Origin of the sequence: Pseudomonas sp. F8002 (assembly GCF_013385495.1) — a bacterium.
Taxonomy (GTDB): domain Bacteria; phylum Pseudomonadota; class Gammaproteobacteria; order Pseudomonadales; family Pseudomonadaceae; genus Aquipseudomonas.
The window spans coordinates 134,397-155,514 of record NZ_JACAPW010000001.1 but is presented as its reverse complement, the minus strand read 5'-3'; the positions used below and the strand labels follow the sequence as shown (position 1 = coordinate 155,514).

The following is a 21,118-nucleotide window of genomic DNA, read 5'->3' as shown; positions in this document are numbered from 1 at the left end:
TCTCGACGCCTTGGGGGCTCAGGTGCGCTCGGCCCAGGCCGCGCGGCTGAAAAATTTCATAGTGACCGCATGGATGCTGCCATCGGTGATCCACGGGTTCAAATGGGCATAGATCTGCTGCTGACGCTTGACCGGGCTCAATGCCGCCAGTTCATCGCTAATCACGTTCAGCTGGAAATTGCAGCCTTCGCCCTCAACTTCAACATTAGTTTCGGGCAGCTTTCCTTCAAGGAAGCTTTTAACTTCTAGGGCCTGCATGATCAACCTCTATGGGCGCCCAGTGCGCGCGGGTCGCACATCATACAAAAAAGCCCCGCGCCTGCGAACCCCGCATAGCAGGACTCTGACGGGGGGCTTCTTTAATAATGTGTATTAAGGATGCGCCAACAGCTCGGTCAGACCGGAAACCTCAGCGATTTCACGCATGTCTTCGGGCAATGCACGAATGCTCACCGGCTTTTTGACGGCCTGCGCATCGCGCATGAAACACAGCAGCAACGACAAGCCGACACTGCTGGACTTCACCACCGCCGAGCAATCCAGCACCAGCGCAGGAGCGGTACTGGCATTGATCAGCGCCTGGCCCTGCTTGCGCAGGGCGGGCCCAGTGCTGTAATCCAGCACGCCGCTGAGCAACAGCTCACCGGACTCGCCAAGGCGAATGGCCGACTCGGTCATTGGGCAGGCTTCCCGGCAGCTTTGTCGGTTTCTTCCTTGGCCTTGGCCACTTCACCGGCCCAACCGTTGATGGTTTTGTCCAGGTCGTTGCCATTGCGCTGCATGGCATCCGCGAACTGGTCACGGAACAGCTTGCCAATGTTGATGCCGTTGATGATCACGTTACGCAGTTTCCACTCGCCGTTGACCTTCTCGAGCGTGTACTGCACAGGGTAGACCGCGCCGTTGTTGCCCTTGACGCTCATGTTGACGCTGGTGCGGTCACCCGACTCATCCCCGGCAGGGGCGACGGTAATCCCCTGGTTGTTGTACTCCAGCAGGGCGTTGCCGTAGAACTGGAACAAGCCCTTCTTGAAGTTTTCCTGGAATGTCTGCATCTGCGCAGGCGTAGCCTTGCGCGAGTACTTGACGGTCATGATGCTTTTGGAAATACCTTCAGCATCAACAACAGGCCCGACAATCGTGTTCAGCGCGTTATAGAACTGACTCGGGTCCTGCTTGTACTTTTCCTTGTTGGCACTCAGGTCAGCCAACATCTTGTTGGTGGTGTCCTGCACCAGGTCATGCGCAGAACCGCCGGCAGCGGCGTTAGCCATCAACGGCAGTGCCGCGAGCAGTACCAACAGGCCACGTCGCAAAGTAGAGATCATGAACACATTCCTCATTTGGCGTCTTTATTGACGGTATTGAGCAGGAATTTACCGATCAAGTCCTCCAGCACCAACGACGACTGTGTGTCATGAATGGTCGAACCATCCTTGAGCAGGGCAGATTCCCCGCCGACGCTGATGCCGATGTACTTCTCGCCCAGCAGGCCAGCGGTGAGAATAGACGCAGTGGAGTCAGTCGGCAGGTTATCTACCTTCTTGTCCACCTGCATGGTCACACGGCCGGTGAAGCTGTCGCGGTCCAGATCGATTGCCGTGACCTTGCCGATGGTTACACCCGCCATGGTCACTTTAGCTCTGACAGTCAAACCGGCGATATTGTCGAAGTAGGCGTAAAGTTTATAAGTATCGGCGGTGGGGCTGGCCGATAGGCCGCTGACTCGCAGGGCGAGCAACAGTAAAGCCAGGATGCCAGCCAGCAAGAAAAGGCCGACACCGATTTCCACAGTGCGGTTTTGCATCAGAAATCTCCAAACATCAAGGCGGTCAAAATGAAGTCAAGGCCCAGTACCGCCAGCGAGGCGTACACAACGGTCTTGGTGGTGGCGCGACTGATCCCTTCTGAGGTGGGCTCACAGTCATAGCCTTGGAATACGGCGATCCAGGTCACTACAAAGGCGAAGACGATGCTTTTAATGATGCCGTTGAGCACGTCGCCGCTGAAGGTCACGCTGTTTTGCATGTTGCCCCAGTAGGAGCCGTCGTAGACCCCCAGCCAGTCAACCGCGACCCAGGAACCGCCCCAGATTCCCACCACGCTGAACACCATCGCCAGCAGTGGCAGGGAAATGAAGCCGGCCCACAGACGCGGGGCAACAATGTACTTGAGCGGATCGACACCGATCATTTCCAGGCTGGACAGCTGTTCGGTGGCCTTCATGTTGCCGATTTCGGCCGTCAGTGCCGAACCGGCACGCCCGGCAAACAGGAGAGCGGTCACCACCGGGCCCAACTCACGCAACAGCGTCAGGGCAACCATCTGCCCAACAGCCTGCTCGGACCCGTAGCTGGAGAGGATATTGAAGCCTTGCAGCGCCAGCACCATGCCGATGAACACCCCGGAGACCACGATGATCACCAGGGACATCACGCCCACGGAGTGCAGTTGCTTGATCAGCAGGCCGAAACCGCCGCCAATACCGCCGCGGCCGAGCAAGGCATGAAACAGGAAAATCGTCGAACGCCCCAGCACACCGATGATATCGATGCCGGAGCGACCGAAAAGGCGAACCTTTTCGAGTAATGATGTCTTGCGCATCAGCGCTTCCCCAGAAGATCTGAGCGGTAGTCCGCTGCCGGAAAGTGAAAAGGCACCGGGCCATCGGGATCGCCGGTCATGAATTGGCGAATGCGCGGGTTGTCTGCGTTCATCAGTTCTTCAGGCGTGCCCTGCCCCAGCACCTGGCCATCGCCCACTACATATAGGTAGTCGGCAATGCTCGCGGTCTCGGCCAGGTCGTGGGAAACCACGATACTGGTGATACCCAACGCATCATTGAGCAGGCGGATCAGGCGTACCAGCACCCCCATGGCAATCGGGTCCTGGCCAACGAAAGGCTCGTCGTACATGAGAATCTGCGGGTCGAGGGCGATGGCACGCGCCAGGGCGACACGACGCTTCATGCCTCCGGACAACTCGTCGGGCATCAAATCGATAGCACCGCGCAGCCCGACGGCCTGCAATTTCAGCAACACAATGTCACGAATCATTTCATCGGACAGCTGTGTATGCACCCGCAGCGGGAACGCCACGTTTTCGAAAACATCGAGATCGGTAAACAACGCGCCGCTCTGGAACAGGACGCCCATGTGTTTGCGGGCATCGAACAGGTCACTGCGCGAAAGGGTCGGCAGGTTCTGGCCATTGACCCAGACTTCACCGGCGGAGGGGCGCAATTGCATGCCCATCAGGCGCAGCAGCGTAGTCTTGCCGCAGCCGGAAGGCCCCATGATGCCCGTGACTTTGCCGCGGGGAATGCGAATATCCACATTATTGAAGATGCTGCGCGTACCGCGCTTGAAGGAAAGGCCCTTCAGCTCGACCGCGTAGGCGTTATCGGCACTCATCTAAACTCCTTGGGATGCAGCCTTTCACTCAGACACTTTGTTTTCGACAAATGCTTGCGCCGAATAGACAAAAAGGCCGTGCGGACCGAACTGGCCGCGAACTATATCACTGCTGGTACAGCGCCCCCAAGGCCGGAACAGAGCTTGTTCAGAAACAGGACAGCTAAAAAATCCTGGCTGAGGTTCAATCTCAACCACAGGTGGATTGAATAAAGCCTGACGAACTTGTGTGAGGGAATTGATCATTACCGTTATAATCGCCGACTTTTCGTCAGGCTATACGATTTCAGACATGAGCCAATCCAGCGACCTTATTCAATCCGCACAACGCACCATCCGCCTCGAGCTTGAAGCCGTAGAAGGCTTGCTGGCCCATATCGACGCGGATTTCGTACGCGCCTGCGAGATGATTCTGGCCAGCAAGGGCCGCGTAGTGGTGGTCGGCATGGGCAAATCCGGGCATGTCGGCAACAAGATCGCCGCCACCCTGGCGAGCACCGGGACCACCGCGTTCTTCGTGCATCCGGCCGAAGCCAGCCACGGCGACATGGGCATGATCACCCGGGACGACATCATCCTGGCACTGTCCAACTCCGGCACCACCAACGAAATCGTGACCCTGCTGCCGCTGATCAAGCGCCTGGGTATCCAGCTGATCAGCGTGACCGGCAACCCGGACTCGACGCTGGCAAAAGCCGCCGAAGTGAATTTGAACGTGCACGTTGCCCACGAGGCCTGCCCGCTGAACCTGGCACCGACCTCCTCCACCACCGCCGCCCTGGTCATGGGCGATGCGCTGGCCGTGGCATTGCTGGAAGCCCGCGGGTTTACCGCCGAAGACTTCGCGTTTTCCCACCCGGGCGGCGCCCTTGGCCGTCGCCTGCTGCTGAAAGTGGAAAACGTCATGCACGCCGGCGACGAGCTGCCACAAGTGCCACGCGGCACCTTGCTGAAAGATGCCTTGATGGAAATGACCCTCAAGCGCCTGGGCATGACCGTAATCCTGGAGTCCGACGGGCGGCTGGCCGGGGTCTTCACCGACGGCGACCTGCGCCGCACCCTGGACCGCAACCTCGACATCCAGACCGCCACCATCGACGAAGTCATGACGCCTCACGGCAAGACCGCACGCCCTGACATGCTCGCGGCCGAAGCACTGAAGATCATGGAAGACCACAAGATCCTGGCGCTGGTGGTGGTCGACAGCGACGACCGTCCGGTTGGCGCCCTGAACATGCACGACTTGCTGCGTGCGGGAGTGATGTAAATGACCACCGACCTGATGCAACGGGGCAAGCACATCAAGCTGGCGATTTTCGACGTCGACGGCGTGCTGACGGATGGCCGCCTGTACTTCCTGGAAGACGGCAGCGAATTCAAGACGTTCAACACCCTCGACGGCCAGGGCATCAAGATGCTGATGGCGGCGGGCGTGCAAACCGGCATCATCAGCGGTCGCAAGACCCCGGTTGTGGAACGCCGCGCACAAAACCTGGGTATTCCTCACCTGTATCAGGGCCGCGAGGATAAACTGGTGGTTCTGGACGAGCTTCTTGGCCAACTCAACCTAAGCTATGAGCAGGTTGCGTACCTGGGTGACGATTTACCCGACCTGCCGGTGATTCGCCGGGTCGGCCTGGGCATGGCCGTGGCCAATGCGGCGGCGTTCGTTCGCGAACACGCCCATGGTGTAACCACCGCCCGCGGCGGCGAAGGCGCCGCCCGCGAGTTCTGCGAGTTGATTCTGCGCGCCCAAGGCAGCCTTGAAGCGGCCCACGCCGCCTACCTATAGAGCGTTTTATGCTGAGTAAAAAGATTCGCAATTTCCTGATACTTGCAGTCATCGCCGCGGTTTTCCTCGCGGTCGGCTACTGGAATATCAGCCCGGAGCGCTTCCTCGACAAGCCGGTTGCACAGGTTGACGAGAGTGCTATCGACTATTACGCCATCAACGCCCACAGCATCCAGTACCTGCCCGATGGCAAGGTCCAGTATGAAATGACCTCCGACAAGGTCGAACACTTGAAGGCATCCGAGGTCACTTTGCTGACCAAGCCGGACATGAACCTGTACCGCGGCGCCGAATTTCCGTGGCACGTCACCAGCGAGCGTGGCGAAGTCAACCCGGACGGCACCCAAGTGGAACTGATTGACTCGGTGCGGGTAGCCCGCACTGACGCCAAGAACCGCGACACCATTATTACCAGCAGTCGCATGACCGTATTCCCACAGAAGCAATATGCGCAGACCGAGCAAGACGTTAGAATTGACGGCGCTGGCGGTGTATCGACTGGCAAGGGAATGAAAGCGTATTTGAAAGAAAGCAGGATACACCTGCTATCGAACGTAAGAGGACAGTATGAGGCTCGTTAAAACCCTCCCTATTTTGCTCGGCCTGGGCGCAGCACTGGGAAGCGTGAGCGCCTGGGCTCTGCCGAACGATAGCCAGCAACCGATCCACATTCAGGCTGACGATGCGCAGCTGGATGACAAGCAAGGTATCGCGACCTACACGGGCAGCGTGATCATCACCCAGGGCTCGATGAAAGTGACGGGTAACACCGTGACACTGACTCGTACCCCGGCAGGCGATATCGACGTGGTCACCTCGGTGGGCAACCTGGCGTATTTCGAACAACTGCAGAAAGTGGGCGACCCTACGCCGGTCAAAGGCTATGGCAAGACGATCCAGTACCACGCCCAGCAAAATCGCATCGTGCTGATCGACCAGGCCCGGGTCATCAATGACGGCAACACCACCGACGGCGAAAAAATCGTCTACGACACGGTGAAGCAGATCGCCCAGGCCGGCCGTGCTACCGGCTCGAAAATCAGCACGCCGAAGCCGCGTATCGACATGGTTATCCAGCCGAAGCAGAAACCGGGCGCAGCCCAGCCGGCGCCGAAACCCGACGCGAAGAAGGCGAATTAATGGCAACCCTGAAAGCCCAGCATCTGGCCAAGGCTTATAAAAGCCGTCAGGTCGTGCGTGACGTCAGCCTGTCGATCGACAGCGGCCAGATCGTCGGCTTGCTCGGCCCCAACGGTGCCGGCAAGACCACCTGCTTCTACATGATCGTCGGCCTGGTGCAGGCCGATCAAGGCCGCGTCCTGATCGACGACCTGGACGTGAGCCACCAGCCTATGCACGGCCGTGCGCAAGCGGGTATCGGCTATCTTCCCCAGGAAGCATCGATCTTCCGCAAACTGTCGGTATCCGACAACATCATGGCCATCCTCGAGACCCGCAAGGAACTCGACCGCGCCGGGCGCAAGAAAGAGCTGGAAAGCCTGCTGCAGGAATTCCACATCAACCACATTCGCGACAACCTCGGCATGAGCCTTTCCGGCGGCGAGCGTCGTCGTGTGGAAATCGCCCGCGCGCTGGCCACGGCGCCCAAGTTCATCCTGCTGGACGAACCTTTCGCCGGTGTCGACCCGATCTCGGTCGGCGACATCAAGCAGATCATCCATCATCTCAAGGCCAAGGGCATCGGCGTGTTGATCACCGACCACAACGTCCGTGAGACGCTCGATATCTGCGAAACCGCCTACATCGTCAACGATGGACAGCTGATTGCCGAAGGTGACTCTGCCACTATCCTGGCCAACGAACTGGTCAAGGAAGTGTATCTGGGTCACGAGTTCCGCCTGTAAACACGGTGGTATCAGGCCATTCGCCATGGAGCACGGTAGTCAATAAAAACCTCAGTATTTTTATTGTTACCGCGCTCTAGGCAAAGCCCCCGATATCAGGCATATAATTTGCTTATGTTTGGCGCTCACGCGCCCTGTCGTGGATGGCGCATTGCGCCGGCGAATAAGGTGTTAAGCCCCTGCCATGAAACCATCGCTAGTCCTGAGAATGGGCCAGCAGCTGACGATGACACCGCAGCTGCAACAGGCCATCCGCCTGCTCCAATTGTCGACCCTGGACCTGCAACAGGAAATCCAGGAGGCCCTGGAGTCCAATCCGATGCTCGAACGCCAGGAAGAAGGCGACGACTTCGATAATGCAGACCCGCTGGCCGACAACATCGAGCAAAAGCCCAACCCCGACGTACAGGAACCCTCCTACCAGGAAACCGCCCCTACGGTGGATAACCTTGAGGAAGGCGAATGGAACGAACGCATTCCCAACGAACTTCCCGTGGATACCGCCTGGGAAGACGTCTACCAGACCAGCGCCAGCAGCCTGCCCAGCAACGATGACGACGAGTGGGACTTCACCACCCGCACATCTGCCGGCGAGAGCCTGCAAAGCCATTTGCTCTGGCAGCTGAACCTGGCACCGATGTCCGATACCGATCGCCTGATCGCCGTGACCCTGATCGATTGCATCAACAACCAGGGCTACCTGGACGAGACCCTTGAGGAGATCCTCGAGGCGTTCGACCCGGAACTGGACATCGAACTGGACGAAATCGAAGCCGTCCTGCACCGCATCCAGCAATTCGAGCCGGCCGGCATCGGCGCCCGCAACCTCAGCGAGTGCCTGCTGCTGCAACTGCGCCAATTGCCGGCCAAGACGCCTTGGCTGAGCGAAGCGCAGCGCCTGGTCACCGACTACATCGACCTGCTGGGCAGCCGCGACTACAGCCAGCTGATGCGCCGCATGAAGCTCAAGGAAGATGACCTGCGCCAGATCATCGAGCTGGTGCAGAGCCTCAACCCACGCCCGGGCTCGCAAATCGAGTCCAGCGAAGCCGAATATGTCGTGCCCGACGTGATTGTGCGCAAGGACAACGAACGCTGGCTGGTGGAGCTGAACCAGGAATCGGTGCCGCGCCTGCGGGTCAATCCGCAATACGCAGGTTTTGTGCGCCGCGCCGACACCAGCGCCGACAACACCTTCATGCGCAACCAGCTTCAGGAAGCCCGCTGGTTCATCAAGAGCCTGCAAAGCCGCAACGAAACCCTGATGAAAGTCGCCACCCAGATCGTCGAGCACCAGCGCGGCTTCCTGGAATACGGCGATGAAGCAATGAAGCCGCTGGTACTGCACGACATCGCCGAGGCGGTGGGCATGCACGAATCAACGATTTCCCGGGTGACCACGCAAAAATTCATGCATACCCCACGGGGTATATATGAGCTGAAATACTTTTTCTCCAGCCACGTCAGCACCTCCGAAGGCGGCGAATGCTCGTCCACGGCGATCCGCGCGATCATCAAAAAACTGGTTGCCGCGGAAAATCAGAAAAAGCCGTTGAGTGACAGCAAGATCGCTGGTTTACTGGAGGCACAAGGCATTCAGGTCGCCCGTCGAACCGTCGCCAAGTACCGCGAGTCCCTAGGGATCGCGCCTTCCAGCGAGCGTAAGCGTTTGATGTGACGGGCGGGCCATAGCGTTCCAGTGGCGGGTATTCCTACCCGCCGCTTTATGCACTGGCAACGAAGGAGAAGCTGTATGCAAGTCAACATCAGTGGACACCATGTAGAAGTCACCCCTCCATTGCGCGAATACGTCGAGCTGAAGCTGAAGAAGCTTGAGGGCCATTTCGACAAGATCACCAACGTGCAGGTCATCATGAAGGTCGACAAGCTTCAGCAGAAAATCGAAGCGACACTTCAGATACCCGGTGGCGAAGTGGTCGCCAATGCCGAACATGAAGACATGTATGCATCAATCGACTTGCTCACAGACAAGCTTGACCGCCAACTTAAAAAGCATAAGGAAAAGCAGCAGAGCCTTCTTCAAGGCACTGGCCGCTAACACTCCCCACCCATGATCCGACTTGAAACCATCCTGACCCCCGGCCGTTCCCTCGTGAACGTGCCGGGCGGCAGTAAAAAGCGCGCCCTCGAACAAATTGCCAACCTGATCGGCCGCGAAGTGCCCGAACTGGATACGCAAGCTGTGTACGAGGCCCTGATCGCCCGTGAAAAGCTCGGCTCCACCGGCTTTGGCAACGGCATCGCCATTCCTCACTGCCGCCTGCAAGGCTGTGAGTCTCCAGTCAGCGCCCTGCTGCACCTGGACGCCCCTATCGATTTCGACGCCATCGACGGCGCGCCGGTCGACCTGCTGTTCGTGCTGCTGGTCCCGCAAGCTGCCACCGATGCGCACCTGGAGCTGCTTCGGCAGATCGCCAGCATGCTCGACCGCAAGGACGTACGCGACAAACTGCGTAGTGCCTCAAGCAATGAGGCGCTCTACCAGGTTGTCCTGGATGAACAAAACGGGCATTAATCATGCGTTTGATCATCGTCAGCGGCCGTTCCGGCTCAGGTAAAAGCACGGCCCTCAATGTTCTTGAGGACAACGGCTTCTATTGCATCGACAACCTGCCCGCCGGCCTGCTACCGGAACTGGCGGAACGCGCGTTGATTCATACCGAGCTGGCGCAACCGCTGGTCGCCGTGTCGATCGACGCCCGCAACCTGCCCAGCCACCTCACACGCTTTCCTGAACTGCTCGAAGAAGTGCGGGCCAAGCACATCCATTGCGATGTGCTGTACCTGGACGCCGACGAAGAGACCCTGCTCAAGCGCTTCTCCGAAACCCGTCGCCGCCACCCGTTGAGCAGCCCTCATCGCTCCCTGGCCGAAGCCATCGAGGACGAGACCAAACTGCTGGGGCCGATCATTGACCTGGCCGACCTCAAGATCAACACCACCAGCCTGAACCTGTATCAACTGCGGGATGCGATCAAGCTGCGTCTGCTGAACCAGCCGGAGCCAGGCACGGCGTTCCTTGTCGAGTCGTTCGGTTTCAAGCGCGGCATGCCGGTAGATGCCGACCTGGTGTTCGATGTGCGCTGCCTGCCCAACCCGTACTGGAAGCCGGAACTGCGCGATCAGTCGGGGCTGGACCAACCTGTGGCCGAGTACCTGGCGGCGCAACCGGATGTCGAGGAAATGTACCAGGACATCTCCAGCTACCTGCTCAAATGGCTGCCGCGTTTTGCGGCCAGCAATCGGGCTTATGTCACCATCGCCATTGGCTGCACCGGCGGCCACCACCGATCCGTCTACCTGACCGAACGCCTGGGCAAGGTGCTGCAACAAACCCTCAAGAACGTCCAGGTTCGCCACCGCGACCTCAGCTGAAAGGAACACCCCCGCGATGCCCGCTCTGGAAATTGAAATCATCAACAAGCTGGGCCTGCACGCCCGGGCCTCGGCCAAGTTCGTCGGCGTCGCCGGGCAGTTCCCTTGCCAGATCCGCGCCGGGCGTACCCCGGAATCCATGGTCGACGGCAAAAGCATCATGGCCATGATGATGCTGGCTGCGGGCAAGGGCACGAAGATTCATTTGAAGACCGAAGGCGAGCAAGAGCAGGAAGCGATGGATGCCCTGGTAGCGTTGATCAATAATTTCTTTGATGAGGGCGAGTAGGTAATCGCCCCTCCCCTGCGTCAGCTGGACAGCAGTTTGCCGTTGAACAGAATCTTCAACGTCTTGACCGTCAGTACGGCCAGGGCGATCGTCAGGAAAGCCAGGATCAGATAGGCAATCGCTTCCAGGATCGCGCCTCCTTTGGCATCGGCATATTTCAACGCAGCGTTGCTCAATGCCGCAATCGGAAAGCTGATTGCCCACCAGGCAGGAGAAAAAGGCGCGGCCTGACGGAATATTTTGAATGCCAGCACCCCAAACAGGAACAGGCCAAAGTAGAAGAGCACGCTGGCAAAGTAGTCGACGCTGCCAAAGAAGTTGGTGTAAGCCAGAAAGCCGACTTCAAAGGGGGCGATAAGTATCATCAGCGAAGGTGTCATACCTTTGGCCATCACCGGCTCGTGAACCAGACGTGAAAAAATTCGCGTGAAGAACACCAGCGCAATCACACTCCCTACCGCCATCGCGAACAGATTGAACTCGTATGCCCACGCCATGGGCATGTGGGCACCTGTCACCGCGATGTCGAGCGCCGCCACCCCCGGGATCAGCCAGGCAGGCACCGCATATCGCGACTCCTGATTACCGGACAACAGTCGCGAGAGCACAATTGCCGCCAGGATCACGGTCAGCAGGCTACCCAACATCCAAAGCCCCTGGCTGATCAGGGTGCTAGCTGAGCCTACGACTGCCGACAGCAGCAGCAACGCGATCGTCACCGTGCCAAAGAAATTTCCTGATATCGGGTGATTGAATTCGGCTTTGACCGCCGCAGGGTATTTAACCCATTTGGTGAGATACCCCGCCACCAGTGCGATAAACACCAGAATGGCAAACCCACCAATGACCGCTCCGATCATTTGCGCGTAAGCCACATATTCACTGGCGGACTGCCAGGCCAGGCTCAGGCCGGCCAACCCCATCACGGCGCCAAACAAATTGATGGGAAGATTCTTGATGGACCCCGACCGCTCGCTCGATTCGACAGCGAAGGGGGGAAGTGGCGCGTTACAGATGCTCATGCGGGTCTCCGGTTGACGATAAAGCACGTGACGGACAGTGTCGCCTACCTCCCCTCTGTCCTATAGTGTCGCTTAACGACGATTTCAGCCATTTCCACTACGGAGACCGACACCATGCGAATTGCCCTCCTGGCGTTTCCCCGTGTGCAAATGCTGGATGTCGTGGGCCCTGCCGATGTGTTCGCTGAAGCGGCCAGGCAATTGGGCAATTCCCGTGCATACAGGATCTCGGTCATCGGTACCGTCGCGGGGCAGATCAAGGGAACCAATGGGCTTCGCCTGGCCACGGATGACTCCATCGAGACGTTCAAGGGGTCTATCGATACGCTGCTGATCGCAGGAAGCCCCAGCGTGAATGACGTGGCACACGACGCCCACCTGCGGGACTGGGTACGCTACCAGGCCACGCGCGTGCGGCGGATAGGCTCGGTTTGCAGTGGCGCTTTTGTGCTGGGGGCTGCTGGTTTGCTGGTCGGGCGACGCGTCACCACGCACTGGAATTCCAGTGCATTGCTGGCCAGGCAATACCCCGATGCCGTGGTCGAACCGGACAGCATTTTTATCCGCGACGGTAACCTGTACACCTCCGCCGGTGTGACGGCCGGTATGGATCTGGCGCTCGCGTTAGTCGAGGAGGACCACGGCCGGGATTTGGCGCTCAGTGTGGCCAGGGAAATGGTGATGTACTTCAAACGGCCGGCCGGCCAGTCACAGTTCAGCGCCCAACTGGCGGCACAGACCGCAGAGCGCACGAACATTCGCCAGATACAGACCTATATCGTCGACAACCTGGCCGCAGACCTGAGCGTGGCATTGCTGGCCCAGCGCGCTGACATGAGCGAACGCAACTTTGCCCGGGTATTCAAGGCCGAGGGTGGATTCACCCCTGCCGAGTTCGTGGAGCTGGCACGTATCGACCAGGCACGGCGGCTGATCGAAGGGTCGAATGTCTCGCTCAAACGCCTGGCCGATCAGGTCGGCTATGCCAATCTTGATGGGTTCCGGCGCGCCTTCGTTCGCCGCCTGGGCGTTACCCCCAGCGACTACCGCAAGCGCTTCTTGTAGAAGCGCGACAGCCTCAGCCCAACGCCGTATCCATCACCATCATCAAGCAAAACCCGATACACAGCCCCAGGCTGGCGAGCTTGTCATGGCCATTGCGCCGCGACTCGGGAATGACTTCGTGAGTTACCACCAGCAGCATTGCCCCGGCCGCCAGCGCCAGCCCCAGCGGCAACAGCACCTGAGCCAGGCTCACCAGCCAGGCACACAGCACCGCAAACACCGGCTCCACCAACCCGGACGCCGCGCCGATCAGGAACGCCTTGACCCGCGACATCCCTGCCCCGGCCAGCACCAACGCAATCACCAGTCCCTCCGGCACATCCTGCAAGGCGATACCCATGGCGAGGCTGTCGGCATCCGGCATGCCGCCGCCTGCCGAGACACCCACGGCCATGCCTTCGGGAATGTTGTGGGCAATGATGGCGAACACAAACAGCCAGATACGCGGCGGTATCACCGGATGCTCCGGACTGCCCACCAGCATTTCCGGGCTCGCGCCGGAGACCTTGCGATCCACCAGATACAGCCCGAACGCGCCCAGCATGATGCCGAAACTGATCAATCCACTGGCGGCCCATGGCGTCAGCCCCAGGCTTTGGGCAGCCGCAATACCCGGCACGATCAGCGAAAATGCCGTAGCGGCCAACATCACCCCGGCACCGAAGCCGAGCAGCGTGTCGCTCACCGCCAATGGCATCCGGCGGATTACCAGTACCGGCACGGCACCCAGGGCGGTGCCGAGCGCGCAGATGGCCCCGCCCTGCAAGGCACGCAGGATGCGCGGTTCCAGGTCAAGCCAGGCCAGCCCTTGGGCCACCAGCAATGCAGTTCCTGCCAATAGCAGCAGCGAGCCAAACGCATAACGAAACATTCGCACGCTGCTGATCGCCAGTGTTTCAGTGCCCATAGTCGGCCTTAGATCTTGTTATAGAGGAGTTTCAGCCCAGCGCAGCCTGGTAGCGGCCGGCAACTTCCGGCCAGTTGATGACGCTGTAGAACGCATTGATGTATTCCGGACGACGGTTCTGGTACAGCAGGTAATAAGCGTGTTCCCAGACGTCCAGGCCGAGGATTGGCGTATTGCCGTTCATCAACGGGCTGTCCTGGTTGCCGCTGCTTTCCACCACCAGGGTCTTTTGCGGCGTCACGCTCAACCACGCCCAGCCGCTGCCGAAACGGGTCAAGGCAGCTTTGGTGAAGGCCTCTTTGAAGGCGTCGAAACCGCCCAACTGCTCGTCGATGGCGTCACCCAGCGCGCCGTCTGGCTTGCCGCCGCCCTTGGGCGACATGACAGCCCAGAACAACGAGTGGTTGGCGTGGCCGCCGCCCTGGTTGATCACCGCCGCCCGGAGTTTTTCCGGCAGTTGCTGGACGCTGGACACCAGTTTCTCCACCGGCCAAGCGGCAAACTCGGTGCCTTCGACGGCTGCGTTGAGGTTGTTGATGTAGGTCTGGTGGTGCTTGGTGTAGTGGATCTCCATGGTTTGCGCGTCGATATGCGGTTCAAGGGCATCGTAGGCGTAAGGCAAGGCCGGCAAGGTGTAGGACATATCAATGAGCTCCATAAAAAGGGCTGTTGCGGGTCGACGCATCCGATGGCGCCACGTTGCTGCCCAGCAGGCGGTGGGTACGTGGGTACTCACCGTGATCGCTGATGAAATTCAGCAGTTCGACGTAGGTCTTGCTGCTCTGACGCAGGGCCGCTTCCCGCAATAGCGGGTTAAGACGGGTGTCTTGCATGGTCTGCAACAGGCGCTGGTGAATGGCGCAGAGGTATTCCGCGCTTTCTTCCGGCTGGTTCAGGCGCAAGTGCAGGTCGGCCAGGTTGTGATGGGAAATGACGCAAGCCGCCACCGCTTCGTCGGCATCCGCCCAGCGCTCAAACAACACTTGAGCCAGGGCCAGGGCTTGCAGGTAGGCCTCGCGGGCATCTACCAGCTCGCCCGCCATAAAGCAGCGATTGGCCCGTTCGATCGTGCGTTTCCAGTGCTCCATGGTGAGCCTCCAAAGCAGGGTCGGTGATTACACGCCGCCGGCCGTGAGCTTTTCCGGATCCAGCAGGATTTCCAGTTGGCTGCGGGGCAAGTCGGTATGTTCGAGCGCCACATCAATCACCGGGCGGCCTTGTTGATAGGCCTTCTTGGCGATTTCGGCGGCCTTTTGGTAACCGATGATCGGGTTCAGTGCGGTCACCAGGATCGGATTGCGCGACAGCGCTTCCTTGAGCTTGGCTTCGTTGACCTTGAAGCTGGCGATGGCCTTGTCGGCCAGCAGTCGGCTGGAGTTGGCCAGCAACTCCAGGCTGCCGAGCAGGTTCTGGGCAATGATCGGCAGCATCACGTTGAGTTCGAAGTTGCCGGACTGGCCGGCGATGGTAATCACCGTGTCGTTGCCGATGACTTGTGCGGCAACCATGGCGGTGGCTTCCGGGATCACCGGGTTGACCTTGCCGGGCATGATCGAAGAGCCCGGCTGCAGGCCTTCCAGCTCGATTTCACCAAGGCCCGCCAATGGGCCGGAGTTCATCCAGCGCAGGTCGTTGGCGATTTTCATCAGGGACACGGCGGTGGTCTTGAGCTGCCCGGAGACCGCGACGGCCGTGTCCTGGGAGCCGATCAGCGCGAACAGGTTCTTGCCTGGGGTGAACTGGACGTGGGTCAGGCTGCTCAGTTGCTGGCTGAAGCGCGCTGCAAACTCCGGATGCGCATTGATCCCGGTGCCGACTGCAGTGCCACCCTGGGCCAGCGCCTGCAAGCTCGGCAGCAGGTCTTGCAGATGGCCGATATTGGCCTTGAGCTGCTGCGCCCAGCCATTGAGCACCTGGCTCATGCGCACCGGCATGGCGTCCATCAGATGCGTCCGACCGGTCTTGACGAAACGGTGCACCTCCTCGGCCTTGTGCTCGATCACCTGGACCAGGTGCAGCAGCGCCGGCAGGGTCTGTTCGTGCAGCACCAGTGCCGCGCTGACGTGAATGGTGGTGGGGATGATGTCGTTGCTGCTCTGGCCGCAGTTGACGTGATCGTTAGGGTTGACCGGCTCGCCCAGCAAGCGGCTGGCGAGGGTCGCAATCACTTCGTTGGCGTTCATGTTGGAGCTGGTGCCGGAACCGGTCTGGAAGATATCCACCGGGAAATGCTGCATGAAATCGCCTTCCAGCAAGCCTTGGGCGGCATCAACGATGGCCTTGCCCTGGGCTTCGCTCAGTTGTTTCAGCTCGACGTTGGCTTTAGCAGCGGCAGCCTTGGCCAGGATCAACGCACGAATGAACTGCGCCGGCATGCGCTGGTGGCTGATGGGAAAGTTGTTCACCGCACGCTGGGTTTGCGCGCCATACAAGGCTTCGGCGGGCACTTGCAGTTCGCCCATGCTGTCGCGTTCGATACGGGTGTTACTCATCGGAAGATCCTTGCACCAGGTCAGAGTGAGAAATGGAAGGCAGCAATTCGCAGGTCGCCAATTGCCAGGCAAAGGTCTGCCAGCGCTTGAGGCGGCAGGCACAGTGGGAAAGTTTTTCCAGGTCGCGCAACGGGCGCCAGGCCTGGTCCAGGCACATGGACCGCCAGTGCCAGGGCAAGGCGATGTCGGAGGCGGTGTCCAGCAGCAGGCGGAATGAGGTTTCGCCGATGGTCCACGGGTGGGTCGCTGTGCAACAGGCGAGGTACCGGCCTTCGGCCAGGTAATGTTCGATCAGGCGGGGCTCGTCGGGAGCAAGGCCGCAACGAATCTGACGACTCATCCAACGCCAGCTTTCCAGGTAGGGATCCTCATGCAGGACAGAACTCATGATCCACACTCATTCGGTAATGATATTTATTATTAAATGATATTGAGAATCAAAACAAGAGCCTGAGGGAATCACCCGGAATTCCAGGCACAAAAAAAGGCGCGCCACCCAATGGGTGGCGCGCCTTCTTTATGGCGTCTGTCGGCGGATTAGCTGCCGGCGACGGTCATCTTTTCGATCAACACCGAACCGGTGCGAATGTTGCTGCGCAGTTCCAGGTCATTACCCACCGCGACAATCTGCTTGAACATGTCACGCATGTTGCCCGCGATGGTCACTTCCTGCACGGCGAACTGGATTTCGCCGTTTTCCACCCAGAAACCCGCCGCACCACGGGAGTAATCACCCGTGACCATATTCAGGCCATGGCCCATCAACTCGGTGACCAGCAAGCCACGGCCCATGCGCCGCAACAGCGCCGCCTGGTCTTCATCGCCATGGGTGATGAACAGGTTGTGTACGCCACCGGAGTTGGCGGTGCTTGGCAGGCCGAGCTTGCGACCGGCGTAGGTGCCCAGCACATAGGACACCAGCTCACCGTTCTCGACGAACGGCTTGGCATAGGTGGCCAGGCCATCACCGTCAAACGACGAACTGCCCATGGCGCGCATCAGGTGCGGGCGCTCATCGATGGTCAGCCATTCCGGGAACAGCTTCTGGCCAATCGCACCTTCCAGGAACGACGACTTGCGGTACAGGTTGCCGCCGGAAATCGCCCCAAGGAAACTGCCGAACAAACCACCGGCCAGTTCCGCCGAGAACAACACCGGCACTTCACAGGTCGGCACCGGGCGCGCGCCCAGGCGGCTGGCAGCACGCTGCGCGGCACGCTGGCCGATGAGTACCGGATCCATCAGCAATTCGCCCTGGCGGTTCACGTCGTACCAGTAATCACGCTGCATCTGGCCGTTGGCTTCGGCGATCATCACGCAACTCAGGCTGTGACGCGTCGAGGCATAACCGCCGATAAAACCGTGGCTGTTGCCGTATACGCGGCAACCCTGATGAGTACTCAAGGTGGTGCCATCGGCGTTCTTGATCCGGCTGTCGGCATCGAATGCCGCCGCTTCACAGGTCAGTGCCTGTTCAATAGCCTGTTCCGGGGTGATGTCCCAGGCATGGAACAGGTCAAAATCCTTCAAGTCCCGAGCCATAAGGGCTGCATCAGCCAGGCCGGAGCTTTCATCTTCGGAGGTGTGCTTGGCAATCGCCAGCGCTGCTGCAACGGTTTCGCGAATCGCTTCCGGGCCGCTGGCAGAAGTGCTGGCCGAGCCCTTGCGCTGGCCCACGTACAAGGTGATGCCAAACCCCTGGTCGCGGTTGAATTCGACGGTTTCCACTTCCCGCTGGCGCACCGAAGTCGACAACCCCTGCTCCAGGGACACCGCCACTTCACAGGCACTGGCCCCCTGGCGCTTGGCCTCGGCAATGATCTGCTCGACTTGTTCCTGCAGTGCCGGTAACGCTTGCGGACCGACGCTTTGGGCTGCACTCATGGTTTTCTCCACTCAAATTCTGCTTTCGGTTAAGGCCTTCTAGCGACCGGGCCGGACAAGCGGCCCCCGACTGGTTATCATGGCGGCGTTTCTTTGCGGACTGCCACCATGGTTGATTCTTACGACGACTCCCTCGATGGGGAGAAAAGCAAATCTCAGGTCAAACGCGAGCTGCATGCTCTGGTTGACCTCGGCGAGCGCCTTACAACACTCAAGCCTGACTTGTGTGCAAAACTGCCATTGACCGACGCTCTGCGCCGGGCTCTGAACGATGCGCCCAAGCACACCGCGAATATCGCGCGTAAACGGCACCTCATGTTCATCGGCAAACTGATGCGCGACCAGGACACTGACGCCATTCTGACGTTGCTCGATCAACTCGATGCCTCCACTCGCCAGTACAACGAGCGCTTCCATAACCTGGAACGCTGGCGTGATCGCCTGATCGCTGGCGATGACGCGGTACTGGAGAAGTTCGTCATCGAGTACCCGGATGCCGATCGCCAACAATTGCGCTCCCTGATCCGTCAGGCCCAGCACGAACTGGCGCAAAGCAAGCCACCGGCCTCCAGCCGAAAAATCTTCAAATACATCCGTGAGCTGGACGATAGTCAACGCGGCCTGCGCTGACCCTCTTCCCCGGGTGGCGGCCTTCGCCACCCGAAGCTCCCGTTCTTACGACCCCGTGCCCCCCACGGTGATCGCATCGATTTTCAAGGTTGGCTGGCCGACACCCACCGGCACCGACTGACCATCCTTGCCGCACGTCCCCACACCGCTGTCCAGCGACAGGTCGTTACCGACCATCGACACCTTGCTCATGGCTTCCGGGCCGTTGCCAATCAACGTTGCACCCTTGACCGGCGCGGTGATCTTGCCGTCTTCGATCAAATACGCCTCGCTGGTGGAGAACACGAACTTGCCGCTGGTGATGTCCACCTGCCCACCACCGAGGTTGGCGCAGTAGATGCCGCGTTTCACCGAGGCGATGATTTCGGCCGGATCGCTTTCGCCGCCGAGCATGTAGGTGTTGGTCATGCGCGGCATCGGCAGGTGCGCGTAGGACTCGCGACGACCGTTACCGGTGCGGGCCACGCCCATCAGGCGCGCGTTGAGCTTGTCTTGCATGTAGCCCTTGAGCACACCGTTTTCGATCAGTGTGGTGCACTCGGTCGGGGTGCCTTCGTCATCGACGCTCAACGAACCGCGACGCCCGGCCAGGGTACCGTCATCGACGATGGTGCAGAGCCTGGACGCAACCATCTCGCCCATGCGCCCGCTGTAGGCGGAACTGCCCTTGCGGTTGAAATCACCTTCCAGGCCGTGGCCCACCGCTTCATGCAGCAGCACGCCGGACCAGCCAGAGCCCAATACCACCGGCAACGTACCCGCCGGGGCCGGAATTGCTTCCAGATTGACCAGGGCCTGGCGCAACGCTTCACGGGCATACCCCATGGCGCGGTCTTCGGTGAGGAAGTAACGGTAGTCGGTACGCCCACCGCCGCCATGGCCACCGCGCTCGCGACGGCCATTCTGTTCAACGATCACGCTGACATTGAAGCGCACCAGCGGCCGCACATCCGCCGCCAGGCCGCCATCGGTGGAGGCCACGAGGATGCGTTCCCACACCCCGGCCATGCTTACGGTGACTTGCTGGATACGCGGGTCCAGGGCGCGGGTCGCCGCGTCCACACGCTTGAGCAGCTCGACCTTTTCGGCGCGGCTGATCACTTCCAATGGGTTATCCGGGGCATACAGCTGGGCCACGTCCTGGGTGCTGAACGCCTGCACCGTGCCGTTTTGCCCGGCACGGGAGATCGAACGCGCTGCACGAGCCGCCAGCCCCAGGGCTTCCAGGGTGATGGCGTTGCTGTAGGCAAAGCCGGTTTTTTCACCGGACTGCGCACGCACACCCACGCCTTGGTCGAGGTTGAAGCTGCCTTCCTTGACGATCCCGTCTTCCAGGGCCCAGGACTCGGAAATCTGCCCCTGGAAATACAGGTCCGCAGCGTCGATGCCTGGCCCGGCCAGATCGCCGAGGACCGTTTGCAAGCTTTCGATGGTCACGCCACCAGGCGCCAGGAGGTGTTCACTGACTGAGGACAACAACTCGCTCATAGGTTTGGCCTTAAATTCATCGTTCTGAAGCAGGTCGCTGCGCGCCCTGCGAGAAAAAGCGCCGGTGGCCCGCCACCGGCATGCGCGTCCGTATCGACGCCTGTTCGCTGCTATCGCGTTCGGCCAACAACACCGCCTCGCCTTGATCCTGTTGTGCCAGCACGCGCCCCCATGGGTCGATGATCGCTGCATGCCCGAAGGTTTCCCTGGGCCCCGGATGCACGCCACCCTGGGCGGCCGCCAGCAGGTAGCACTGGGTCTCGATGGCACGCGCACGGATCAGCACATCCCAGTGCGCGGCGCCGGTTACCGCTGTAAAGGCCGAGGGCGCGGTGATCAACTCGGCACCCGCAGCGCGCAATTCGCTGTATAGCTCCGGGAAGCGCAAGTCGTAACACACCGTCAGCCCCAGGCGGCCGACCGGCGTATCCGCCACGACCACCTGGCTACCATGAGCATAGTCATCGGATTCACGATAACGACCCCGGGCATCGGCCACATCGACATCGAACAGGTGCAGCTTGTCGTAGCGGGCAACGATTTCGCCCTGATCATCGATCAGCAGCGAGCAGGCATTGGACTTGGCGTTCGGCTGATCCTTTGGGGGCAGCGGCAAAGTGCCGGCCACTATCCATAAGGTGAGGTCGCGGGCGGTCTGTTTCAACCATGGCAGGATCGGACCTTCGCCCAAGGCCTCGGCGCGACCGATATCGGCCACATCGCGACGGCCCATGGCGGCGAAGTTTTCCGGGAGTACCGCAAGCCTTGCACCGCCCGCCGCCGCTTGCTCCAGCAGGCGCCGAGCCTGGGCCAGGTTGGCCAGCACATCGCTTTGGCTGACCATTTGAATTACCGCAAAGGACATGGGCCCACAC

27 protein-coding genes are annotated in these 21,118 nt (G+C 60.1%); 12 read left to right on the top strand and 15 right to left on the bottom strand.

Going from position 1 to position 21,118, the window contains the following annotated elements; all coding sequences use genetic code 11:
• Positions 1–18: 18 nt before the first annotated feature.
• From HX811_RS00745 to HX811_RS00720, 6 genes are all read right to left on the bottom strand, one after another.
• The gene (locus HX811_RS00745) at positions 19–258 is read right to left on the bottom strand and encodes a BolA family protein (RefSeq protein ID WP_008434291.1); all 240 of its coding nucleotides are present in this window, start codon (positions 256–258) and stop codon (positions 19–21) included.
• A gap of 114 nt (positions 259–372) precedes the next feature.
• Positions 373–678 (bottom strand): lipid asymmetry maintenance protein MlaB, encoded by a 306-nt coding sequence (locus HX811_RS00740; RefSeq protein ID WP_003216137.1) that lies wholly within the window; start codon positions 676–678, stop codon positions 373–375.
• Entirely contained in the window at positions 675–1,328 is a 654-nt protein-coding gene (locus HX811_RS00735; protein ID WP_003216135.1) for a phospholipid-binding protein MlaC, read from the bottom strand. The genes HX811_RS00740 and HX811_RS00735 overlap by 4 nt, the downstream gene beginning before the upstream one ends.
• 11 nt (positions 1,329–1,339) lie before the next feature.
• Positions 1,340–1,807: an outer membrane lipid asymmetry maintenance protein MlaD gene (gene mlaD / locus HX811_RS00730; protein ID WP_003216133.1), complete on the bottom strand. Its 468-nt coding sequence runs from the start codon at positions 1,805–1,807 to the stop codon at positions 1,340–1,342.
• On the bottom strand, positions 1,807–2,604 hold the full coding sequence (gene mlaE / locus HX811_RS00725) for a lipid asymmetry maintenance ABC transporter permease subunit MlaE (RefSeq protein WP_003216131.1): 798 nt from the start codon (positions 2,602–2,604) through the stop codon (positions 1,807–1,809). Before mlaE ends, mlaD begins: the two co-directional genes overlap by 1 nt.
• On the bottom strand, positions 2,604–3,413 hold the full coding sequence (locus HX811_RS00720; RefSeq protein ID WP_003216128.1) for an ATP-binding cassette domain-containing protein: 810 nt from the start codon (positions 3,411–3,413) through the stop codon (positions 2,604–2,606). Before HX811_RS00720 ends, mlaE begins: the two co-directional genes overlap by 1 nt.
• Positions 3,414–3,705: 292 nt before the next feature.
• Here HX811_RS00720 and HX811_RS00715 point away from each other — a divergent pair, with 292 nt between their 5' ends.
• From HX811_RS00715 to HX811_RS00670, 10 genes are all read left to right on the top strand, one after another.
• Entirely contained in the window at positions 3,706–4,680 is a 975-nt protein-coding gene (locus tag HX811_RS00715; protein ID WP_003216126.1) for a KpsF/GutQ family sugar-phosphate isomerase, read from the top strand.
• Positions 4,681–5,205, top strand: a complete 525-nt coding sequence (locus HX811_RS00710; protein ID WP_003216124.1) for an HAD family hydrolase — start codon at positions 4,681–4,683, stop codon at positions 5,203–5,205.
• An 8-nt stretch (positions 5,206–5,213) separates the two neighbouring features.
• The gene (lptC, locus tag HX811_RS00705) at positions 5,214–5,786 is read left to right on the top strand and encodes an LPS export ABC transporter periplasmic protein LptC (protein ID WP_003216122.1); all 573 of its coding nucleotides are present in this window, start codon (positions 5,214–5,216) and stop codon (positions 5,784–5,786) included.
• Positions 5,773–6,345, top strand: a complete 573-nt coding sequence (gene lptA / locus HX811_RS00700; RefSeq protein WP_023659193.1) for a lipopolysaccharide transport periplasmic protein LptA — start codon at positions 5,773–5,775, stop codon at positions 6,343–6,345. Before lptC ends, lptA begins: the two co-directional genes overlap by 14 nt.
• On the top strand, positions 6,345–7,070 hold the full coding sequence (gene lptB / locus HX811_RS00695) for an LPS export ABC transporter ATP-binding protein (protein ID WP_003216119.1): 726 nt from the start codon (positions 6,345–6,347) through the stop codon (positions 7,068–7,070). The genes lptA and lptB overlap by 1 nt, the downstream gene beginning before the upstream one ends.
• Before the next feature lie 184 nt (positions 7,071–7,254).
• Complete coding sequence (locus HX811_RS00690) at positions 7,255–8,748, top strand: RNA polymerase factor sigma-54 (protein ID WP_003216117.1); 1,494 nt, start codon at positions 7,255–7,257, stop codon at positions 8,746–8,748.
• 75 nt (positions 8,749–8,823) lie between these two features.
• A complete protein-coding gene (hpf, locus tag HX811_RS00685; RefSeq protein ID WP_003216115.1) occupies positions 8,824–9,129 on the top strand; it encodes a ribosome hibernation-promoting factor, HPF/YfiA family in 306 nt (101 codons plus the stop codon).
• A 12-nt stretch (positions 9,130–9,141) separates the two neighbouring features.
• A complete protein-coding gene (gene ptsN, locus HX811_RS00680; RefSeq protein WP_003216114.1) occupies positions 9,142–9,606 on the top strand; it encodes a PTS IIA-like nitrogen regulatory protein PtsN in 465 nt (154 codons plus the stop codon).
• A 2-nt stretch (positions 9,607–9,608) separates the two neighbouring features.
• Positions 9,609–10,466 carry an RNase adapter RapZ gene (gene rapZ, locus HX811_RS00675; RefSeq protein ID WP_003216111.1) on the top strand — a complete coding sequence of 286 codons (858 nt, stop codon included), beginning with the start codon at positions 9,609–9,611 and terminating at the stop codon, positions 10,464–10,466.
• A 16-nt stretch (positions 10,467–10,482) separates the two neighbouring features.
• The gene (locus HX811_RS00670; RefSeq protein ID WP_003216108.1) at positions 10,483–10,755 is read left to right on the top strand and encodes an HPr family phosphocarrier protein; all 273 of its coding nucleotides are present in this window, start codon (positions 10,483–10,485) and stop codon (positions 10,753–10,755) included.
• 20 nt (positions 10,756–10,775) lie between these two features.
• Here HX811_RS00670 and HX811_RS00665 read toward each other — a convergent pair whose 3' ends face one another.
• On the bottom strand, positions 10,776–11,777 hold the full coding sequence (locus tag HX811_RS00665) for an SLAC1 anion channel family protein (RefSeq protein ID WP_177044366.1): 1,002 nt from the start codon (positions 11,775–11,777) through the stop codon (positions 10,776–10,778).
• A 114-nt stretch (positions 11,778–11,891) separates the two neighbouring features.
• Here HX811_RS00665 and HX811_RS00660 point away from each other — a divergent pair, with 114 nt between their 5' ends.
• A complete protein-coding gene (locus HX811_RS00660) occupies positions 11,892–12,842 on the top strand; it encodes a GlxA family transcriptional regulator (protein WP_177044365.1) in 951 nt (316 codons plus the stop codon).
• A gap of 13 nt (positions 12,843–12,855) precedes the next feature.
• Here HX811_RS00660 and HX811_RS00655 read toward each other — a convergent pair whose 3' ends face one another.
• From HX811_RS00655 to pmbA, 6 genes are all read right to left on the bottom strand, one after another.
• Positions 12,856–13,749: a ZIP family metal transporter gene (locus HX811_RS00655; RefSeq protein WP_177044364.1), complete on the bottom strand. Its 894-nt coding sequence runs from the start codon at positions 13,747–13,749 to the stop codon at positions 12,856–12,858.
• A gap of 31 nt (positions 13,750–13,780) precedes the next feature.
• Positions 13,781–14,392: a superoxide dismutase gene (locus HX811_RS00650; RefSeq protein ID WP_008434313.1), complete on the bottom strand. Its 612-nt coding sequence runs from the start codon at positions 14,390–14,392 to the stop codon at positions 13,781–13,783.
• Position 14,393: 1 nt separating this feature from the next.
• Positions 14,394–14,837, bottom strand: coding sequence for a hypothetical protein (locus HX811_RS00645; RefSeq protein ID WP_003216099.1), 444 nt, complete (start codon positions 14,835–14,837; stop codon positions 14,394–14,396).
• 27 nt (positions 14,838–14,864) lie between these two features.
• On the bottom strand, positions 14,865–16,241 hold the full coding sequence (locus HX811_RS00640; RefSeq protein ID WP_008434316.1) for an aspartate ammonia-lyase: 1,377 nt from the start codon (positions 16,239–16,241) through the stop codon (positions 14,865–14,867).
• Positions 16,234–16,629 carry a hypothetical protein gene (locus HX811_RS00635; RefSeq protein WP_008434319.1) on the bottom strand — a complete coding sequence of 132 codons (396 nt, stop codon included), beginning with the start codon at positions 16,627–16,629 and terminating at the stop codon, positions 16,234–16,236. The genes HX811_RS00640 and HX811_RS00635 overlap by 8 nt, the downstream gene beginning before the upstream one ends.
• A 149-nt stretch (positions 16,630–16,778) precedes the next feature.
• Positions 16,779–18,125 carry a metalloprotease PmbA gene (gene pmbA, locus HX811_RS00630; RefSeq protein ID WP_003216094.1) on the bottom strand — a complete coding sequence of 449 codons (1,347 nt, stop codon included), beginning with the start codon at positions 18,123–18,125 and terminating at the stop codon, positions 16,779–16,781.
• 108 nt (positions 18,126–18,233) lie between these two features.
• On the opposite strand from pmbA, the gene yjgA reads away from it, so the two are divergent.
• Complete coding sequence (gene yjgA, locus HX811_RS00625; protein WP_003216092.1) at positions 18,234–18,755, top strand: ribosome biogenesis factor YjgA; 522 nt, start codon at positions 18,234–18,236, stop codon at positions 18,753–18,755.
• 45 nt (positions 18,756–18,800) lie between these two features.
• On the opposite strand, the gene tldD is transcribed toward yjgA, so the two are convergent.
• On the bottom strand, positions 18,801–20,243 hold the full coding sequence (gene tldD, locus HX811_RS00620) for a metalloprotease TldD (protein WP_003216090.1): 1,443 nt from the start codon (positions 20,241–20,243) through the stop codon (positions 18,801–18,803).
• Between the two features lie 16 nt (positions 20,244–20,259).
• A complete protein-coding gene (locus HX811_RS00615; protein ID WP_008437218.1) occupies positions 20,260–21,108 on the bottom strand; it encodes a carbon-nitrogen hydrolase family protein in 849 nt (282 codons plus the stop codon).
• Positions 21,109–21,118: the final 10 nt, after the last annotated feature.

Excerpts from the sequence above, each read along its gene's own strand:
- HX811_RS00745 (WP_008434291.1), bottom strand. The coding sequence starts at position 258 with ATGCAGGCCCTAGAAGTTAAAAGCTTCCTTGAAGGAAAGCTGCCCGAA.
- HX811_RS00740 (WP_003216137.1), bottom strand. The coding sequence starts at position 678 with ATGACCGAGTCGGCCATTCGCCTTGGCGAGTCCGGTGAGCTGTTGCTC.
- HX811_RS00735 (WP_003216135.1), bottom strand. The coding sequence starts at position 1,328 with ATGATCTCTACTTTGCGACGTGGCCTGTTGGTACTGCTCGCGGCACTG.
- mlaD (WP_003216133.1), bottom strand. The coding sequence starts at position 1,807 with ATGCAAAACCGCACTGTGGAAATCGGTGTCGGCCTTTTCTTGCTGGCT.
- mlaE (WP_003216131.1), bottom strand. The coding sequence starts at position 2,604 with ATGCGCAAGACATCATTACTCGAAAAGGTTCGCCTTTTCGGTCGCTCC.
- HX811_RS00720 (WP_003216128.1), bottom strand. The coding sequence starts at position 3,413 with ATGAGTGCCGATAACGCCTACGCGGTCGAGCTGAAGGGCCTTTCCTTC.
- HX811_RS00715 (WP_003216126.1), top strand. The coding sequence starts at position 3,706 with ATGAGCCAATCCAGCGACCTTATTCAATCCGCACAACGCACCATCCGC.
- HX811_RS00710 (WP_003216124.1), top strand. The coding sequence starts at position 4,681 with ATGACCACCGACCTGATGCAACGGGGCAAGCACATCAAGCTGGCGATT.
- lptC (WP_003216122.1), top strand. The coding sequence starts at position 5,214 with ATGCTGAGTAAAAAGATTCGCAATTTCCTGATACTTGCAGTCATCGCC.
- lptA (WP_023659193.1), top strand. The coding sequence starts at position 5,773 with ATGAGGCTCGTTAAAACCCTCCCTATTTTGCTCGGCCTGGGCGCAGCA.
- lptB (WP_003216119.1), top strand. The coding sequence starts at position 6,345 with ATGGCAACCCTGAAAGCCCAGCATCTGGCCAAGGCTTATAAAAGCCGT.
- HX811_RS00690 (WP_003216117.1), top strand. The coding sequence starts at position 7,255 with ATGAAACCATCGCTAGTCCTGAGAATGGGCCAGCAGCTGACGATGACA.
- hpf (WP_003216115.1), top strand. The coding sequence starts at position 8,824 with ATGCAAGTCAACATCAGTGGACACCATGTAGAAGTCACCCCTCCATTG.
- ptsN (WP_003216114.1), top strand. The coding sequence starts at position 9,142 with ATGATCCGACTTGAAACCATCCTGACCCCCGGCCGTTCCCTCGTGAAC.
- rapZ (WP_003216111.1), top strand. The coding sequence starts at position 9,609 with ATGCGTTTGATCATCGTCAGCGGCCGTTCCGGCTCAGGTAAAAGCACG.
- HX811_RS00670 (WP_003216108.1), top strand. The coding sequence starts at position 10,483 with ATGCCCGCTCTGGAAATTGAAATCATCAACAAGCTGGGCCTGCACGCC.
- HX811_RS00665 (WP_177044366.1), bottom strand. The coding sequence starts at position 11,777 with ATGAGCATCTGTAACGCGCCACTTCCCCCCTTCGCTGTCGAATCGAGC.
- HX811_RS00660 (WP_177044365.1), top strand. The coding sequence starts at position 11,892 with ATGCGAATTGCCCTCCTGGCGTTTCCCCGTGTGCAAATGCTGGATGTC.
- HX811_RS00655 (WP_177044364.1), bottom strand. The coding sequence starts at position 13,749 with ATGGGCACTGAAACACTGGCGATCAGCAGCGTGCGAATGTTTCGTTAT.
- HX811_RS00650 (WP_008434313.1), bottom strand. The coding sequence starts at position 14,392 with ATGTCCTACACCTTGCCGGCCTTGCCTTACGCCTACGATGCCCTTGAA.
- HX811_RS00645 (WP_003216099.1), bottom strand. The coding sequence starts at position 14,837 with ATGGAGCACTGGAAACGCACGATCGAACGGGCCAATCGCTGCTTTATG.
- HX811_RS00640 (WP_008434316.1), bottom strand. The coding sequence starts at position 16,241 with ATGAGTAACACCCGTATCGAACGCGACAGCATGGGCGAACTGCAAGTG.
- HX811_RS00635 (WP_008434319.1), bottom strand. The coding sequence starts at position 16,629 with ATGAGTTCTGTCCTGCATGAGGATCCCTACCTGGAAAGCTGGCGTTGG.
- pmbA (WP_003216094.1), bottom strand. The coding sequence starts at position 18,125 with ATGAGTGCAGCCCAAAGCGTCGGTCCGCAAGCGTTACCGGCACTGCAG.
- yjgA (WP_003216092.1), top strand. The coding sequence starts at position 18,234 with ATGGTTGATTCTTACGACGACTCCCTCGATGGGGAGAAAAGCAAATCT.
- tldD (WP_003216090.1), bottom strand. The coding sequence starts at position 20,243 with ATGAGCGAGTTGTTGTCCTCAGTCAGTGAACACCTCCTGGCGCCTGGT.
- HX811_RS00615 (WP_008437218.1), bottom strand. The coding sequence starts at position 21,108 with ATGTCCTTTGCGGTAATTCAAATGGTCAGCCAAAGCGATGTGCTGGCC.